Below are 16,427 nucleotides of genomic sequence, written 5' to 3'. Positions count from 1 at the left end.
TGCATGGACACGTGTTGCCATGCGGCAGTACCGTCCCGCGCACTCCATCTCGGACAGTCATCGAACCTGCCAGTGCCAACGGCGGCATTATGAGGGGAACGACAAGTAATGAGTCTTGGGGAGATCTTTCTCTGGGAATTCATGGGGACGGCGATACTCACCCTGATGGGTTGCGGTGTCGTGGCGAACACTGTCCTGCGCAAGAACCGGGGTCACGAAGGCGGTTTCCTGCTCGTCAACTTCGGTTGGGGCTTCGCGGTTTTCGCCGGCGCTAGCGTCGCAGCCCCGTCTTCGGCTCACATTAACCCCGCGGTGACGATCGGCTTGGCCGTGAACGGCCAGACCCCGTGGTCGGAGGTCCCCGTTTACATCACCGCGCAACTCCTCGGCGGCACGCTGGGCGCGGTTCTGTGCTGGGCGGCGAACAAGCTGCAGTTCGACACTCACGACGAACCGGCGAACACCCTCGGCATCTTCAGCACCAGCCCGACCGTGCCGAACGCGCCGTGGAACCTCGTCACCGAGATCATCGGCACCTTCGTGCTGGTTTTCTGGATCATTCTCAGCCCGCGGGCGGGCGTCGGCCAAACCCCCGGGGTGCCCGAGTTCGGCAACGCCGCGCTGGGCTACGCCGCGGTGGCATTCCTCGTCATCGGCATCGGCAATTCGCTCGGCGGCCCGACCGGGTACGCCATCAACCCGGCACGCGACCTCGGGCCGCGCGTCGCCTACGCGCTCCTGCCGATCCGCGGCAAGGGATCGGCCGACTGGGGTTACTCGTGGATTCCGATCGTCGGTCCGATCATCGGCGGTGTGCTGGCCGGCCTGTTAGCACTCGCCCTGCCCACCAGCTGATCCGACGCTCCACTTAGGAAGGTAGGACGAGAAATGGCCTCCTACGTCGCCGCAATCGACCAGGGGACGACATCGACGCGGTGCATGATCTTCGATCACTCCGGGCGAATCGTGACGGTTGATCAGATCGAGCACCGACAGATCTTCCCCAAGGCGGGATGGGTCGAGCATGACCCGAATGAGATCTGGGCCAACACCCGGCAAGTCTGCGCGGGCGCGCTGGCCAAGGCCGACCTGGTGTCGTCGGACATCGCGGCCTGCGGCATCACCAACCAGCGGGAAACCACCGTGGTCTGGGACAAGGCCACCGGCAAACCGGTGTACAACGCGATCGTCTGGCAGGACACCCGTACCGACGAGATCATCAGCGCACTGTCCGCCGGCGAGGGCGGTCAGAACCGGTACCAGGCCAAGACCGGGCTGCCGCTGGCGACCTATTTCTCCGGGCCCAAGATCAAGTGGATACTGGACAATGTGGACGGTGTCCGGGAGCGTGCCGAGAAGGGCGAGCTGCTGTTCGGCAACATGGACACCTGGGTGCTGTGGAACTCCACCGGCGGTCCGGATGGCGGCCTGCACATCACCGACCCGACGAACGCCTCCCGCACGCTTCTGATGGATCTGGAGCGGCTGGAGTGGGATGCGGACATCTGTGCCGAGATCGGGGTTCCGATGGCGATGCTGCCGGAAATCCGGTCCTCGTCGGAGGTGTACGGCCGGTTCCGGGAACGCGGCGTGTTCGCGGGAATCCCGATCGCCGGGATCCTCGGCGACCAGCAGGCCGCCACCTTCGGACAGGCGTGCCTGTCGCCCGGTGAAGCCAAGAACACCTACGGCACCGGCAACTTCGTGCTGCTCAACACCGGAACAGAGCGGGTGATCAGCCAGAACGGACTGCTGACCACGGTCGGCTACAAGATCGGCAGCAACGACACGGTCTACTGTCTGGAAGGCTCCATCGCGGTCACCGGTGCGTTGGTGCAATGGCTGCGGGACAACCTCGGCCTGATCGGTAGCGCGCCGGAGATCGAACAGGTCGCCCGCACCGTCGACGACAATGGCGGCGCCTACTTCGTGCCCGCGTTCTCCGGGCTCTTCGCCCCACATTGGCGCTCCGACGCGCGCGGCGCAATCGTCGGCCTGACCCGGTATGTCAACCGCGGCCACCTTGCCCGCGCGGTGCTGGAAGCCACGGCGTTCCAGACCCGCGAGGTGATCGAAGCGATGAACGCCGACTCCGGCGTGCCCTTGAAGTCACTGAAGGTCGACGGCGGCATGGTGGTCAACGAGCTGCTGATGCAGTTCCAGGCCGACATCCTGGGCGTCCCGGTGATCCGCCCGGTGGTCGCCGAAACGACGGCACTCGGCGCGGCCTACGCAGCCGGCCTCGCGGTCGGCTTCTGGACCAGCGAGGAGGACATCCGCTCGAATTGGGCCAAGGACAAGCAGTGGGACCCGGCGATGCCACGGGAACTCCGCGAAAAGCAGTACCACCTGTGGCAAAAAGCGGTGACCAAGACCTTCGACTGGGTCTCCTAAAGACCTACTGCCTGCGGTGAGTCTACGACAGACGTAGACGTTTCGGGTTCCCATACCGGGCTGCGCAACACAGTCCCCGCAGCGTGGTCGGCGCTCGTCGCGTGGCTGATCGCCGCCGGCGCCCCGGCCTGGATCACCGGCCCACTCGCGCGGCTGGTGACGTCCTGGTCGTGCCTCTCGTGCTCGGCGCCGTCTACGCGCTGTTGCGCTGGGCCGAGCCGCAAATGCCGCCGTGGCTGACCCGGATACTGCTCGGCTCCAACACGCCACCCACCTACCCGCCGACTGAGTAGCGATGCGCCCCGCACCCTTCACCGGGCGCGGGGCGCATTCGTCGTTTCCGGGTCAGTACCACTCGCCGGGCTGCCACTGCACACACGTCGGCCGCGCTCCGGTACGGCAGTACTCGGCGATCGCCTCGCGCACCTTCTCCAGAGGTAGTGAAGCCGATCGGGGAAAGTCGACGCCGTCGGTGTCCAGGGGCAGCACGGGCGTGTTCTCGTCGGCCTCAGGGTTGAGTGAGTCGGCCAAGCCGTCCGGGGCGCCAGGATTGAAGTAGTTCAGCGCCCCCCACCCGGTGGTTGGTTTGCTGGAGACCAACAGCCGCCGAGGCGGGAACACCGGCTGGCCGTCCTCGTTGATGTGGCACGGCTGGTCCCATACGTAGACCTGGCAAACCGGTCGAGGCGGGGTCTCGACGATCTCGCGCACCAGGCCGTCGACTTCCTCGCCGGTGTACGCGTGACGAATAACGTGGTGGAACAGTACTGACACCACGTTCGCCGTGTCGGTAGATGTCACGGTCTCGCCCTTCCTATGAACGTGAGCGGCTGCGATGAGCCGGGCTGCCACACCACCAGCGTCGAGCCCTCCGGCAGGAGCTCAGGGACCGCGCTGCGGCACCCCATACACACTTCGTTGTTCACCACCACAACCCCGTAAGTCTGCCCTGCCTGCCGCATCATCTCGACGTATTTCACCTCAACGTGCAACGTCACCGTTGGCGCGCCCCGAGAATCGGTCCAAAAGTTCCTGGAGTTGTGCAGCGTGAGCCGTGCAGGCTCGGACAGGGACACGTCGTGCCCGCTGGTGATGTGAAGCTCGGTACCGTCCCTATCGAATCCGAATCCGATCGTCTGCCCGCCATCACCTCGGCTCGGCAGCCGCTTGCGGATCTGATCGGCCCACTTCGGATCGCGGGCGGCGTCGGTCGGCACCCGCCCCGCGGTTGAGGGGTGCGCGGCGCTGGGCGGGATGGTGTCGATGGCCTGCTGTACTTCCAGACATCGGCGGTAGGTCGTGATCAGCTCAATCACGCGGTGTCCCGCCTGGTAGGCGTGGATCAACTCATCCCCAGTGGGGGCGAGTCCGGCGAGGACTTCCAGCGCTTCGGGGTCAGCAGTGCCCTCCAGCGCGAACCCCAGGATTTCACCGGCTTCATAGCATGCATCCTGCGCGGTGACCAGAAGGCCGAGGGCGGCGGTGATCCGATCAACCACCTGCGCCAATGTCTGATCGAGATCACCGAGCGCCGACACGCCACCCCCTCATGAAGTTCGCCGCGCCGGATAGCGTGGCAGGTCCGCCGGCGCGGTGGGGTCGGTTGCGGCGAATGCCGCTCGTTGACCCCGTGCCGCGCCGGAGATCGGGGGATGACCGGACCCGTTTCTGCTCCACTCCGGTCATCCCGTGCCCTGCGCGCTGCGGTCGCTTCGCGCGCTGCTGCGGCGGGCACTCGCCGGACAGCGGGCGATCCGGCGGTGCTCACACCGCGTCTATTGGTCGCTTCCCTTAGATATAATCACGGTGGATTTTTCGACATGAAGGCGCGGCCGTGCACCTGGAATTCGTGTGGCCCCATCATATCTGGATCTTGGTGTGAAAACTGGCAGTTACTTGCTGGGCACTCCCACACCACGGGTTCATCGGTATCGATCGTTTCAATTCCCTCAAGCATAGAGCCCTCATTCATCGTCACGCGGTGCGTGCAGTAGAGTATTCATCGGTCCCCGGTAGATAACCGCTACCGGGGGCCTTTATAAGATCACGGGTACTGCTTACACTTCGAGCACATCTTGCTATGCGGCGGGGCCTCCTTTTTCACAACCGGCGATCCGCATAGCGAGAAGAGGAAGACCCGACCGTCTATAGTCACTTCAGGCGCGTCCGGCCCGATACGGTGCCGCAGGGTACGGAAAACCCGCGGGTACCATTTCCGGCCGTCCGGCTCTAGCTCCCCAGTTACAGAGAACCACGAGTTCATGAGTCTCATGGCAGCTCTAGCTTTCAGAGCCTACCGGTTATCTCGGTCAGAGTCTCGGCTAGCGTGCTCAGATCCCCCGAGACACCGGGTCTTGGATGATCCGGTGGGCAACTCTAATGAGATCCCACGATATTTGTTCCAAAGTTGCGCTGGCCACAGCATCACCCCACCCTCCGTTGGAAGGACGGCCCCCACCGACCGGCCTGGGGTGTCGATTAACGACCCGTGGGGGCTACCCGATAGAGGTCTTGTCGGCGCACGGAGGGCGCGGGTGACCCGAGTTGGGTCACTACCCGATTGGGTTAGTGCACTCCCAGTTTCGTAGCGAGTCCTCGCAGCTGCTCAGATTTGGCTGCGGGTGTGTGGAGCAGATCCCTAACGATGGATTTCGGTAGCCTGTGGTTTTTAAACCAAACGGGGGCCGCTGTAGAAACAGACGACAACAGAGCCACCGACCTATCTTCATCCCCGGTCTTTAGGGAAAGCAAGGCGCGATCGATGTCGTGCCTATACCGATCCCTAGCGGGTAGCGCTGACGCGCTACCCGGCATGGTCTTAGACGCGGCCAACGCGTCACCAAACTCTCCCAGGTTAATAGCTATGTCTGTGTGCTGCATAGAGATCTGCGACGGGCCGAAATTGGTGTTATACGCGCTGCTACCATCCGGCACTCTTAGTGATATTTCCCTGGCTTCAGACAAGTAATGGATTGCCTCTCCCGCATTCCCCGCCCGCGCGTTAGAATTACCTGTTAGCAGGAGCAGGGAGCCGTACAGGCTCAATTGCGGGATTGTGTGTGTAGCTGCTGGCTCAACATCCTTGGCTGTGGTCATTGATAGTTCCCTGGATTCGTCGAACCTACCGGCAACCATCAGTTGCCACGCTAGGGTTGACTTGGCAGACGCAGCCATAAACGGGTCGTCTAGATCTTCGGAGAGTTTAACCGCTCGTGTGGTGGCGATGTGCCCTGCGTCGGGGTGCCGGAGTAGCGTCAAGGTGTGCCCAGCCACCAACAAGATTTGCGACAGCGCCTTGGCGTAGATAGGCCGGTCTCTGTGGTTGGATACAGAAAGGCTCGATTCTAGAGATCTAATCAGCTGCGGCAGCGTTCGCACGATTACATCGTGTTGGCCGCTGTCGTATGTCCGCCACGCGGATATTTCAGCGTATTGTGCGTCCTGGATAGTGGCGGGTTCGTCCTTCGGTGTGCCTACCAGGCTGACGGCGTGGCGTAGCGCCGTGATCCCCTGGTCTTGGTCATGCTCCGGCATCGAGGCGGGGACCAGTAGGTCAGCGAGCGTGACATCCAGGGCCCAAGCGATCTTGTGCAGACTCGCGACGCTGCATGTCTGCCTCTGGCCTTGTTCGAGCTTACGGATCAACGTGAGCGATAGCCCCGCTCGGTCTGCCAGTTGCTGCTGTGTGTAGAGACTTCCGCGTAGTTGCCGGATGCGGTCGCCGAGTGACGGTAGGTTACTCATGGGGCCACGGTACAGCCGAGTTGACCTGTGGGATAGATGATGCTAAAGCGCACGCCCAGCACGCTTGACCGGACCGGCTGAAACGACAGCCCCCCGGCCTTGAAGTGGTCCCAGGGAGTTGGACTCGGTAATTGAGAGTCTAGGCGGCGAGGGTCTGGGTCCGGTATTGCACCGGGCTCAGGCCCTCGCAGTGTGTGTGACCACGGCTGTTGCTGCTCTAGCGCTGTCGTGCTCGCCGCCGTTCCGCGCGTCGTTCACGTATCTCGTCGAGCGACAGGCGAACGATGAAGTGCGCGGCCACGATGCCGGCCGCTAACGCGCCGATGGTCGCTTCGAACGCTGTCAGCGGTGGCGTTGAGTCGTGGGCCACGGTCAAGGTTCGGATGTCTTGCGTGTCGCCCGAGTTCTGGATGGCGAGCCACATCGCCGATCCGGCGATCACGCAAACGATCAGCATCATCAGCACTGCGACGGCGTCCACTCGACGCTGATTCCGCTTTGACGAAGGCTGCATATTCAACTGTCGCTCCGTTTTCCCTGCTAGCAGCGGTTTACCGCTAGTAGGTCCTACGGAGACCCAGTCGTTCGACTGGGTGGAGTGAAGTCCCGTCTCGTCAAGGTGGCCGAACCCGGGGTCGTTCGTGGCAACCCGCAGCTGCGTTCGCTCATCGGCTCGCGAGCAGGTCCCGCCGCCGCGTCACCGGTGGTGTGCAGGCTCGAACCATCTGGCAGAAATGTCCATAATGGACCAAATTGTGGGGAACCGAATGCAGCGCCACGGCCTCACGCGGCATAACTTTCACTCGATTCCCCCGGAAACTCAGGAGACGACCTGGACCTCGTCGCCCGGGTTGAGGGTGTCGAAGAACCGCTTCGCGGCAGTGGTCGACAAGTGCACGCAGCCGTTGGACTGCGCCTTGAGGCTGCCTTCGTGGAAGGCGACCCCGGTCTTCGTGAAGAACACCGAGTTCGGCATCGGCGCGTTGTTGAACTCCGTGCTGAGGTGGTGGGCGTCCTTCCACTCCACCCGGAAAATACCGGTCGGGGTCTCCGAGCCCGGCTTGCCGCTGGTGATCGGCACCGGCCCGTAGCTGGTGGTTCCGTTGTTCTGGAGCCAAGCCTGCTTGGTCGACAGGCTCACGCACGCCTTGGCGCTGGCCCGACAGGGGCTCCGGCTGCCACCCGTGGCCTGCGCGGTAGCGACTCCCCCGGCGAACACACCACCGACGACCAGAGCCGCCACGGTGAGCGCGGACGCTCTTCTGTTGCCCATCCGTTCTCCCTCACAACCTGTGCGCACCGCGTGTGCACCCCTAGACGGTGCCACACGTCCGGGTGACGTCGAACTCGCGCAGTAGTTGCGTCCCGCCTGGGACCGAATCCGAAAAGAGCCCCCGATAACCTCCCGACTCCCCGTCTGAGCTGGGAAAACAACGGCAGGACAGGCTGTGATGAACCTCACTGTCGACTCACACGTAAGGCGACATAGCAAGCATTCAGTCGGTTACTCTGTGTGATTGATCCTGGATTGGGCGCAACAAAAGCCAAGAACATCAAGCTGATCCCCGTCGACAAGGCCGACATCGCTAAGCCTGAGACGAAGGCGAGACCGATGAGCATCCATTGACGCCGTCTTCGATCATCGGACGGGCTGCACGCGGTTCCGCCAGGAACCCGGACCGTCCGCGTCAGGCAGCCGGGGCCGGGTGGCGCGTGCCGAATCGCGCCACCCGGCTCATGACACCGCCGCGCGCCGGTCAGAGGCGACTCGTCGCGACATGGCGGTTCGGCCTTTGCGCGGCAGGAAAGCCCCGACAACGCCGTAGATGCCTTCCTCCGCTGAAAAAGCTCTGTGATCGTGCTGGGCAAGAATGTTTGTTGTTCTGGTGGATGCGCGGGCGCCGCACGGTGCTCTCCGCCAAGATCCCGCCAGACCGCGCTCTGTTTCCGCTGTCCCGGCACCCCGGATGCGGTCGGGCCGTCTGTGACCGGGAAGCACAGTCCGGACAGCTCAGCGCAGTTGATCACGTCGAGGTCGATGTGCAGGACGAGCGGCCCACCACACGGGGAAACCGCCGTGAGATTTGCTCCACCTCGGTCGCGGGCGTCCACCGGCGGTGCGTGGGCCTCCGGCAACGGGCGGAATCCATGCCCGCTTCGTGAGCAGCTCGGGACGGTATCTGACCATGATCCGCAGCGGCGATCCGCGCGCATAACCGGACTCCGTCGGCTCCACGTCTGCACGTCGCCGCGCGCGTCGAACCAGCCGATCGACGCGTCGATTCCCGCCGCCGGAGTCCGGCGGAGACCGCCGTTGACACCTCACCACGACGGATGACTTGCGCTGTTTTGTCTTCGTCCGCGACCACGGGGTGCAGCGCGCCGAGGTGTCGCCGCATGTCGCCGTTGGGGAGCGGCAGCGCCACCGTCATGGCGTCGGGCGGCAGCAAGATGCCGGGCTCCCGGCAGTCGTCCGTTACGGTGGTTCGGCACCGAAATTATTGCCATGGAACGACTTTAGGTGTTGCCGGGCTCCATGTGCGAGCGATTTTCCAGCCTGTTCAGCGGAAGTCGTCGGCGTGGTCGATTGCCCATTCTGCGAAAGTGCGCGCGGGACGCCCGGTCACCTGCTCGACCGTCTGCACCGGCGCTTCCGGAGCCCGCGCAGCCCGCGCCCGGTAAGAGAGCAGCGTGTCGGCGACGGCGGCCGGAATGCCGCTGTCGAGCCAACGCGCACGGGCCTGCTCCGGTGCGTCCTCCTCGAACTCGATCTCCCGACCGATCGCGGCGCCGATCGCCTGCACCTGTTCGCGCGGCGTGATCGCTTCCGGTCCGCTCAACGGGTAGGCCATCCCGGCGTGCCCGTCTTCCTGCAGGGCGGTCACCGCCACCGCAGCGATGTCGTCCTCGTGGATCGGCGTCTGCCGCGCATCGGCATACGGCTCGCGAACCACACCTCCGGCGCGGATCGATGGGGCCCAGGCGAAGGAATTGGTCGCGAACGAACCGGGACGCAGGTGCGTCCACTCGAAGCCGCCTGCTTCCAGCGCCTGCTCGATCACCCGATGCCCATCACCGATCGGATTGCTCTCGGCAAACTCCACCGCTTTCGCAGACAGCAGCACGACACGCGGAACACCGGCCGCTTGTGCCTGCTCGACGAACGTCCCAACCCCCTCCGGCACCGGGAACAGGAACACCCGGTCGACTCCGGCGAGCGCCGTCACCAGCGCCTCCCGCTCGGTGAGGCCGCCCCCGACCACCTCGACGTCACCGGGCAGCCCGGCCGTTTCCGGGCGCCTGGTCAACGCCCGCACCGACACCCCGGCGGCCAGTAGGCGGTCGACGACGCGCCGCCCGACGTTCCCCGTCGCACCGCTCACCAACACGGTCATGAAGAATCTCCTCAGATCATCGGATGATCACGCCTACGCTAGGACTTCCAGTGCACTCGAAGTCAACTCCTTTCACCGGATCATCCCCGATGTCGGCTTCGAGGTGGGATCAGGCTGGCAGCGGCATACCGTGCCGGTGGACCACCTCTGCCATCGGCAGCCACGCGTGTCCGCAGTTCCGTGGCTGCCGGTGGTAGTCGTACGTCGCTTCCGTTCCGGTTCCTCGGTGTCCGGCGTGCTGCCGTTGGAACTTCCAACCGCGAACACCGCCACGTACCACCGAAGGCGAGTTGGCACCATACCGTCCACTACGGACTGTTCGAGCAGGGTCTACCGGCCGGCGCCCAACGCCGCGTCCCCAGCACTGTCCGGGTTGCCCTGGGCAAACGCCGATTTCGCGCGAAAACGCCAACCCCGCTGCGCGCCCCTCGATTATCCGGCCAACGTTCCCTGGCTTGGTCCGGCGCGACCGGTGACTTCAGTCATGCCCCTGTGCCCTCGGCAATCGACGTCCACACCGGGCCGTGTGGATATGCGTAATCGACCAACGTCCCCGGTCGCAGCTCTGCCGAGAACCCCGGTCTGCTCGGCGCCAGGTAGCGGCCCTCCCGGAGCGTCACCGGATCGACGAAGTGCTCGTGCAGGTGGTCGACGTACTCGATGACCCGGTCGTCCATCGACCCCGACACCGCGACGAAGTCGAACATGGCCAGGTGCTGCACCAGCTCGCAGAGGCCGACCCCGCCGGCGTGTGGGCACACCGGCACTCCGAACTTCGCCGCGAGCAACAGAATCGCCACGTTCTCGTTGACCCCGGCCACCCGTGCCACATCCAGTTGCAGGTAGGACAGGGCGTTGGCCTGCAACAGCTGCTTGAACACGACCCGGTTCGCCGCGTGCTCGCCGCTGGCGACCCGGACCGGGGCGATCGCTTGCGCGATGGCCGCATGACCGAGCACGTCGTCCGGGCTCGTCGGCTCCTCCACCCACCACGGGTCGAATGGCGCCAGTTCGCGAACCCAGTCGATCGCGGTGCCCACGTCCCAGCGCTGGTTGGCGTCGACCGCGATGCGAATGTCCGGGCCGACCTCCTCGCGGGCGATCCGCATTCGCCGGATGTCGTCCGTGAGGTCCGCCCCGACCTTCAGCTTCAGCTGCCGGAAACCCTGTTCGACCGCCTCCCGGCAGAGCCGCCGCAGCTTCTCGTCGGAGTAACCGAGCCAGCCCGGTGTCGTGGTGTACGCCGGATAGCCGCCGTCCCGGAGCTTCGCCAAGCGCGCCGCTCGGCCCGGCTCGGCCCGGCGCAAGATCTCCAGCGCTTCACCCGGGGCCAGGGCATCGCTCAGGTACCGGAAGTCGACGAGCTCGATGATCTGCTCCGGCGTCAGCTCTGCCAGCAGCTGCCACAGCGGCTTTCCCGCCCGTTTGGCCTTCAGGTCCCACAGCGCGTTGACCACGGCGGCGATCGCCATGTGCACGACGCCCTTCTCCGGCCCCAACCAGCGCAATTGGGAGTCGTGCACCAGCTCCCGCCACATGCCGCCGAGGTCGTCCAAGGTGTCTTGGACGGGCCGACCGGCCACCGCGAACTCTAGACCCTGGATTGCCGCGGTTTGCACGTCGTTTCCTCGGCCGATGGTGAAGGCGAAACCGTGCCCCTCCAGGCCGTCGCCGGCGTCCGTGTCGATGACGACGTAAGACGCCGAGTAATCCGGGGCCGGATTCATCGCATCCGAACCATCCAGTTCACGAGAGGTGGGAAACCGGATGTCGTAGGTCCGCAGCCCGGTGATCTTCGCAACCACTACGTCCACCTCCGTTCGGACACGTGCACCGATTCTCCCCGCAACCGGCTAATTCCTCAGGTATAACAACCACCACGGCGAATTCCAAAGTCGTGGCCTCCGCTGGAAATCTCCGGGCCCGGTTCTCGTGGCGACGGGAACCGTTGATTTCACCGGCCAGACGGCTCGCGAAGGCAGCCGGCGAGCACCTGAGCCAGCTAGTTCGTTCCCCGGTGTCAAGGGGTGGGGTCAAAGGGTGGGCTGCCGGGACGCTCGACAGCCCACCTCGGTATCGACCGCTACAGCAGCGACTCGATGATTTCGGCGGCCCGCCCAAGGCCGCCGGACTCCTGGATCTCCTGCCGCATCTCCCGCAACCGCGCCCGGATCACATCGCTGGTGGTGACCTTCTCCAGGGCCGCCCGCAGCTGCGCCGGGGTGACCGTTTCGCAGTTCACTTGGGTGCCCAGATCGAGTTCCTCGATCCGAGCGGCGTTCATGAACTGCTCGGTCGCCTGCGGAACCGCGATCAGCGGCACCCCGTGGAACAGGCCTTCCATCGTGCCGCCCATGCCCGCGTGGGTGATGAACGCGCTCGCCTGCGAAAGCACGCGCAGTTGCGGAATCCATTGCCGCACTTCGAAGTTCACCGGAAGTGCGCCGAGCTCCGCCGGATCAGTCGAGCGCCCGACCGCCATCACCACGTGCCAGTGGAGGCCGGCGAACGCGCGCAGGCACTTCCGGTAGAACTCCACCCGGTTGTTGTAGGCCGAGCCCAGCGAGATCACCAGCACCGGACGGGAGTCCGGCGCCTGCCAATCCCCTTGGAATGCCCGCTCGGTCAACATCGGCCCCACGAACGTGAACGAGTCGGCGACCCGTTCTCCGAAGTACTGGAACGTTCGTGGAATGGTCACGATGCACCGGCGCGGCAGCCCCATGTCCCGGAACGTCAGCTCGACGCCCTGCCGGGCAAAGAACTCGTCGTACCTGGACCGCACCGCGAGGGCCTCGGGCGACGAGTCGGCGCCGAAGGTCTCCTCGATACCCTCGAAGTAGACGTGTGTCGGGGACAGCTGGATGCGGGGCACCCGCCACCTCTCGGCGAGTACGAGCGCCGGAAATGCCGCGATGTCGTACACGATGAGGTCCGGCCGGTCCGCCGCATACGCCCGTTCGAGCTGCGGCACCACGGCCACGGTCTCTTCGAGGAACATCGTCAGGGCGGGGATCTCCTCTTCCGGCCATTCCTGCGTCGCGGCCGACGGACCCGGCAGCAATGAGGTGTAGCGGACCGACGTCGCGCCGGCCTCCGCCACCTGTGCCGCGAAGTCCTCGGTCGTGGCGTACGTGACGCGGTGCCCGCGTCGTACCAGTTCGGTGACCAACCCGAGGCCCGGGTTGACGTGCCCGTGCGCTGGGATGGACATGAACGCGATGTGCGCGGGCCGGGTGCGATAGCGGTTCTGAGCCAACTTGGCCATCTGGTTCTACTCCCGATCAACAAGGCCCTCGGCGCTGCGAGGGCGCGGAAGGTACGCGCTTGGCTTGCCGCGCCGTGGCGACCGCACCTAACCGACCTGTCACCGAACACCCGAGTGGAAACAACCGGAGACGGGCAGTCAGCATCCAGCGTCGACTCCGCGAAACGGCAACGGCACAGCCCCCGAATGGGGTGCCGGGGTGCGCATCGAGGCGCAGCGAAGCGGCGGACTCAAGCCGCCCGATGGCGCCACTCAGGGCGCCGCTTGATCAGAGGTAGAACTGCCGGTGAGCCATGCTCCGGAGCCTAACCCACCGCCAGCCCGGGTGTCGCTTGATTTCGCCCGGCTGCGCCCCCAGCAGAAATTCGTTCGCCAGCAACGAAAACCACGGCGATCAACCCGAGTCCGGGCTTAGCGTGGCCATCATGGATGTGGTCCCGTTGGTACCGAACCTCTACCTATTGCGACCCGAATTCGGTCAGGCCTACCTGTGGCACGAGGGCGGCTCGGCGACCCTCATCGACACCGGGATCGCGGGTTCCGGGTCGGCCATCACCGGGTTGCTGGCCGAACTGGGCACCGAGCTGAACCGGATCATCCTCACCCACGGGCACGAGGACCACGTCGGTTCCGCCGCCGAAATCCGCGCGGCGACCGGCGCACCCGTGCTGGCCCACGGAGCGGACGCGCCGGTCGTGCGAGGCGAGCGGAAGCGGGCCGATCCGGTGCTGCTGGACTGGGAGCGTCCCCTGTTCGACAGCATCCCGAACGTCCCGCCACCCCCGCCTTGCCCGGTCGACGAGGAACTCGCCGAAGGCGATCTGCTGGACTTCGCGGGTGGCGCGCGTGTGCTTTCCATCCCGGGCCACACCGAGGGGAGCATCGCTATTTACTTGCCAAGGAACCGAATTCTGTTCACCGGGGACACCATCGCCAACGTCAGTCAGGTGATGCTCGGTACGTTCAACGTGGATCGCGCGCGGACCATCGAGTCGTTCCACCGGCTCGCGGAGCTTGATACCGAGGTTGCCTGCTTTGGGCACGGGGAAGCGATCATCGGCAACGCTGGTGCCGAACTTCGCGCGGTAGGCGCACAACTCACGACGTAGTGCGCAACCGTTCGGCTCTCACCGAAACAACACCTCCTTACGGTTACGGCTCATGGACACCATGACGCCCAACGACACCGGAACCAGTGCGAGCACCGGGGTCGACCACGTGACCATCGCGCCGAGCATCCTGTACTTCGGGACGCCGGTGGCGCTGTTGTCCACCGAGAACGAGGACGGCACCGCGAACGTCGCACCGATGTCGTCCGCCTGGGCCCTTGGCGATGTGATGGTGCTCGGGCTGGCCGACACCTCCCACACCGCGTCCAACCTCGAAACACGGCCCGAGCTAGTAATCAACTTTCCGGCGCCCGAGCAATGGCCCGCCGTTGAGCGGCTCGCGCCGCTGACCGGCCGGAACCCGGTCCCGGGCCACAAACGCGGCACGTTTCGCTTCGAACCGGACAAATTCCGTGCGGCCGGGTTGCGCCCGGAGCCGGCCGAACTGGTACGCCCACCCCGAGTCGCCGAGTGCCCGGTTCAGCTGGAGGCCCGCGCGACACGAGTGCAAGCCGATGCCGCCGAGCATTTCCGCATCATTGAGGCCCAGGTGCTGCGGGTGCACTGCGATCCGCGCATCGTCGTCCCCGGCACCCAGCACATCGACCCGGCCGTGTGGAGCCCGCTGATCTACAACTTCCGCCACTACTTCGGACTCAGCCGGGAGTTGGGACACAGCTTCCGCTCCGAGACCCGACGGCCGACCCCAGGAACCACCCGACCGTAGACCGCGCCCGTGACGGGCACGGCGCCGAGGCCGCGCGTTCAGGCTGCCACTTCTGCCATCTCGCTGATCGCCTCCTCCACCATTCGTTTGGTGTGCCGCAGTTCTCGGCTGTCCAACCTGTCGCGCAGGGCGTGCAGCTCCTGTTCGGTGGCTGGTCGTGGCCGCCCCAACTTGTCCAGGCTCTTCAACAAGCCCAGCTCGGCCAGTGCGGCACCGCGTGGTTCCTTGATAGAACGGAACATGTTCTGCGCGTCCCGATAGGTGCGTGCGGCCTCTCCGTACCAGCACGCCCGGAAGAGGACATTGCCTCGCATCTTTCGGTTGTAGGCCAGGGCGCTGGTCAGATCCATCCGGCGGCAGATCTGCTCGGCTCGCGAAAGCAGCCATAGCGCTTCGTCGTGCTCCCCGCGCAGCGAACGGACATCCGCCAGTCCGCGCAATGCCCAGGCGAGCCCGCGTTCATCGCCGCCCTCCTCCGCGATCCCGGCGGCCTCCTTGAATCGCCGCCACGCGGAATCCAGGTCGCCTGCGTTGCGGTCGAGTTGGGCGAGCCCTTCCAGCGCCCACACCAGGTGCCGGCACTCGCCTCGCTTGCGCGCCTCGGCTAGCAACTGCTCGTGGAGCCCGCGCGCCTCTTCGTGATCCCCACGGATCCGCAGCGTTTCGGCGATTCCGGCGACGGCATAGCCGTACGCGAGTGATTCGCCCGCCCGCTGAGCGAGTTCTCGCCCGGCGCTGAGCCACTGCACGGCCGCAGTCAGCTGTCCGCGCTGCCGGGCAAGAGTGCCGCCACTCCACAGCGCCCATGCCATCGCGCCTTCTTCCCGGATGCTGCGGGCCGCCCGGTAGCTCGCGCGCCACGCCGCATCGGCCTCATCGAGCATGCCGAGTCTCCGGTACGCCTCCGCGATCGTCAGCCGAGCCTGGGCGAGCTCCAGACCGGAGTCCTCGTAGACGGCTTCGGCCTCACGCGCCAGGGCCGCCGCCAGCACGTCCTCGTACGCCGTGTTCACGGACATGCCCCGGAGCTGCCCCTGGTACTCCGGGGCGATCGCCTTGCCATACATCTCGAGCCACCTCGCCTTCCCGCGGTCTGGTGCTCAAGACGCACCAATCCTTGGTAGCGGCCGCGCCCCCGCAGAACTCCTGGAGCGGAGGGCGCGGACCCCTTCAAACCCCCGAACGACATCCAAGTTATGGCGCGGCAGGGGGCCGGCGGCTCGGCCGAATTGGCAACTCAGATCAACCGATCGGCCAGGAAGGCATCGCCCGCTCCTCGTACTTTCGGCCGAGATCGGTAGTGGTCAGGAACGATCTGAATGCCCCGGGCGTTCCTCGGGCGGCAGTTGGCAGGCCGGAGTGGCACCGGGCAGTCGGTAGCGGTTCGCCGCGACCCAGCGGTACGCCCACTCGGCCGGCAGCCGCAGCACCGGCGCGGCCATCAGCCAGCCGAGCGCCGACCACGGCGCGCGACTGTTCTTGAGCAGCTCGCCGACCGCGGCCGCGCCGCCGAACACCCGCCCGGACCGGTCTACCCACAGCACCTCGTGCCGCGCCCGGTCCGACGTGGTCCGCAGTGCGGCCAGATCTGCCTCCTGCCACGGCAGGATGCGCATGCGCACCGGCAACCGCTCCGCCAACCGCACGCTTCGCGTGCAAAACCCGCAGTCACCGTCGTATACCAGCACCGGCAGGTCGTTCATGGCTGGGCACGCCCCCTTCCACCGGACCCGCTTGACGTGAGTACCCAACAACGGTCGCAAATGCGGCTAGCTCCAGCACACCGCGGG

General features: G+C 65.6%; 15 protein-coding genes. 5 read left to right on the top strand and 10 right to left on the bottom strand.

What is annotated here, in order from left to right; translation table 11 throughout:
• The first annotated feature begins 108 nt into the window (after positions 1-108).
• The 3 genes from BJ970_RS12995 to BJ970_RS12985 all read left to right on the top strand — a co-directional run bounded on the left by BJ970_RS12995 (position 109) and on the right by BJ970_RS12985 (position 2,687).
• A complete protein-coding gene (locus BJ970_RS12995; RefSeq protein WP_184726500.1) occupies positions 109-855 on the top strand; it encodes an MIP/aquaporin family protein in 747 nt (248 codons plus the stop codon).
• A 33-nt stretch (positions 856-888) separates the two neighbouring features.
• Positions 889-2,394, top strand: a complete 1,506-nt coding sequence (gene glpK / locus BJ970_RS12990; protein WP_184726499.1) for a glycerol kinase GlpK — start codon at positions 889-891, stop codon at positions 2,392-2,394.
• A gap of 101 nt (positions 2,395-2,495) precedes the next feature.
• Positions 2,496-2,687, top strand: a complete 192-nt coding sequence (locus tag BJ970_RS12985; RefSeq protein WP_246470835.1) for a hypothetical protein — start codon at positions 2,496-2,498, stop codon at positions 2,685-2,687.
• Between the two features lie 52 nt (positions 2,688-2,739).
• Here BJ970_RS12985 and BJ970_RS12980 read toward each other — a convergent pair whose 3' ends face one another.
• The 8 genes from BJ970_RS12980 to BJ970_RS12945 form a co-directional block, all read right to left on the bottom strand.
• Positions 2,740-3,195, bottom strand: coding sequence for an Imm1 family immunity protein (locus tag BJ970_RS12980; RefSeq protein WP_184726498.1), 456 nt, complete (start codon positions 3,193-3,195; stop codon positions 2,740-2,742).
• On the bottom strand, positions 3,192-3,932 hold the full coding sequence (locus BJ970_RS12975; RefSeq protein WP_221467129.1) for a DddA-like double-stranded DNA deaminase toxin: 741 nt from the start codon (positions 3,930-3,932) through the stop codon (positions 3,192-3,194). Before BJ970_RS12975 ends, BJ970_RS12980 begins: the two co-directional genes overlap by 4 nt.
• Before the next feature lie 1,027 nt (positions 3,933-4,959).
• Complete coding sequence (locus BJ970_RS12970) at positions 4,960-6,138, bottom strand: helix-turn-helix domain-containing protein (protein WP_184726497.1); 1,179 nt, start codon at positions 6,136-6,138, stop codon at positions 4,960-4,962.
• Between the two features lie 217 nt (positions 6,139-6,355).
• Positions 6,356-6,619, bottom strand: a complete 264-nt coding sequence (locus BJ970_RS12965) for a hypothetical protein (protein WP_184726496.1) — start codon at positions 6,617-6,619, stop codon at positions 6,356-6,358.
• A gap of 339 nt (positions 6,620-6,958) precedes the next feature.
• Positions 6,959-7,411, bottom strand: coding sequence for a L,D-transpeptidase (locus BJ970_RS12960; protein ID WP_184726495.1), 453 nt, complete (start codon positions 7,409-7,411; stop codon positions 6,959-6,961).
• A gap of 1,288 nt (positions 7,412-8,699) precedes the next feature.
• Positions 8,700-9,533, bottom strand: a complete 834-nt coding sequence (locus BJ970_RS12955) for an NAD(P)H-binding protein (RefSeq protein WP_184726494.1) — start codon at positions 9,531-9,533, stop codon at positions 8,700-8,702.
• Between the two features lie 482 nt (positions 9,534-10,015).
• Positions 10,016-11,338 carry an L-fuconate dehydratase gene (locus BJ970_RS12950; protein ID WP_184726493.1) on the bottom strand — a complete coding sequence of 441 codons (1,323 nt, stop codon included), beginning with the start codon at positions 11,336-11,338 and terminating at the stop codon, positions 10,016-10,018.
• Between the two features lie 278 nt (positions 11,339-11,616).
• The gene (locus BJ970_RS12945; protein ID WP_184726492.1) at positions 11,617-12,801 is read right to left on the bottom strand and encodes a macrolide family glycosyltransferase; all 1,185 of its coding nucleotides are present in this window, start codon (positions 12,799-12,801) and stop codon (positions 11,617-11,619) included.
• 425 nt (positions 12,802-13,226) lie between these two features.
• On the opposite strand from BJ970_RS12945, the gene BJ970_RS12940 reads away from it, so the two are divergent.
• Positions 13,227-13,910, top strand: coding sequence for an MBL fold metallo-hydrolase (locus BJ970_RS12940; RefSeq protein ID WP_184726491.1), 684 nt, complete (start codon positions 13,227-13,229; stop codon positions 13,908-13,910).
• A 52-nt stretch (positions 13,911-13,962) separates the two neighbouring features.
• Complete coding sequence (locus BJ970_RS12935) at positions 13,963-14,637, top strand: flavin reductase family protein (RefSeq protein ID WP_184726490.1); 675 nt, start codon at positions 13,963-13,965, stop codon at positions 14,635-14,637.
• A gap of 38 nt (positions 14,638-14,675) precedes the next feature.
• On the opposite strand, the gene BJ970_RS12930 is transcribed toward BJ970_RS12935, so the two are convergent.
• Together BJ970_RS12930 and BJ970_RS12925 are read right to left on the bottom strand one after the other, a co-directional pair.
• Positions 14,676-15,704 (bottom strand): tetratricopeptide repeat protein, encoded by a 1,029-nt coding sequence (locus BJ970_RS12930; protein ID WP_184726489.1) that lies wholly within the window; start codon positions 15,702-15,704, stop codon positions 14,676-14,678.
• Between the two features lie 237 nt (positions 15,705-15,941).
• Positions 15,942-16,340 (bottom strand): thiol-disulfide oxidoreductase DCC family protein, encoded by a 399-nt coding sequence (locus tag BJ970_RS12925; RefSeq protein ID WP_184726488.1) that lies wholly within the window; start codon positions 16,338-16,340, stop codon positions 15,942-15,944.
• Positions 16,341-16,427: the final 87 nt, after the last annotated feature.

The organism is Saccharopolyspora phatthalungensis, from assembly GCF_014203395.1.
GTDB lineage: Bacteria > Actinomycetota > Actinomycetes > Mycobacteriales > Pseudonocardiaceae > Saccharopolyspora > Saccharopolyspora phatthalungensis.
Note: the sequence above shows the minus strand (reverse complement) of the source record. Positions and strands in the feature narration are given on the sequence as shown.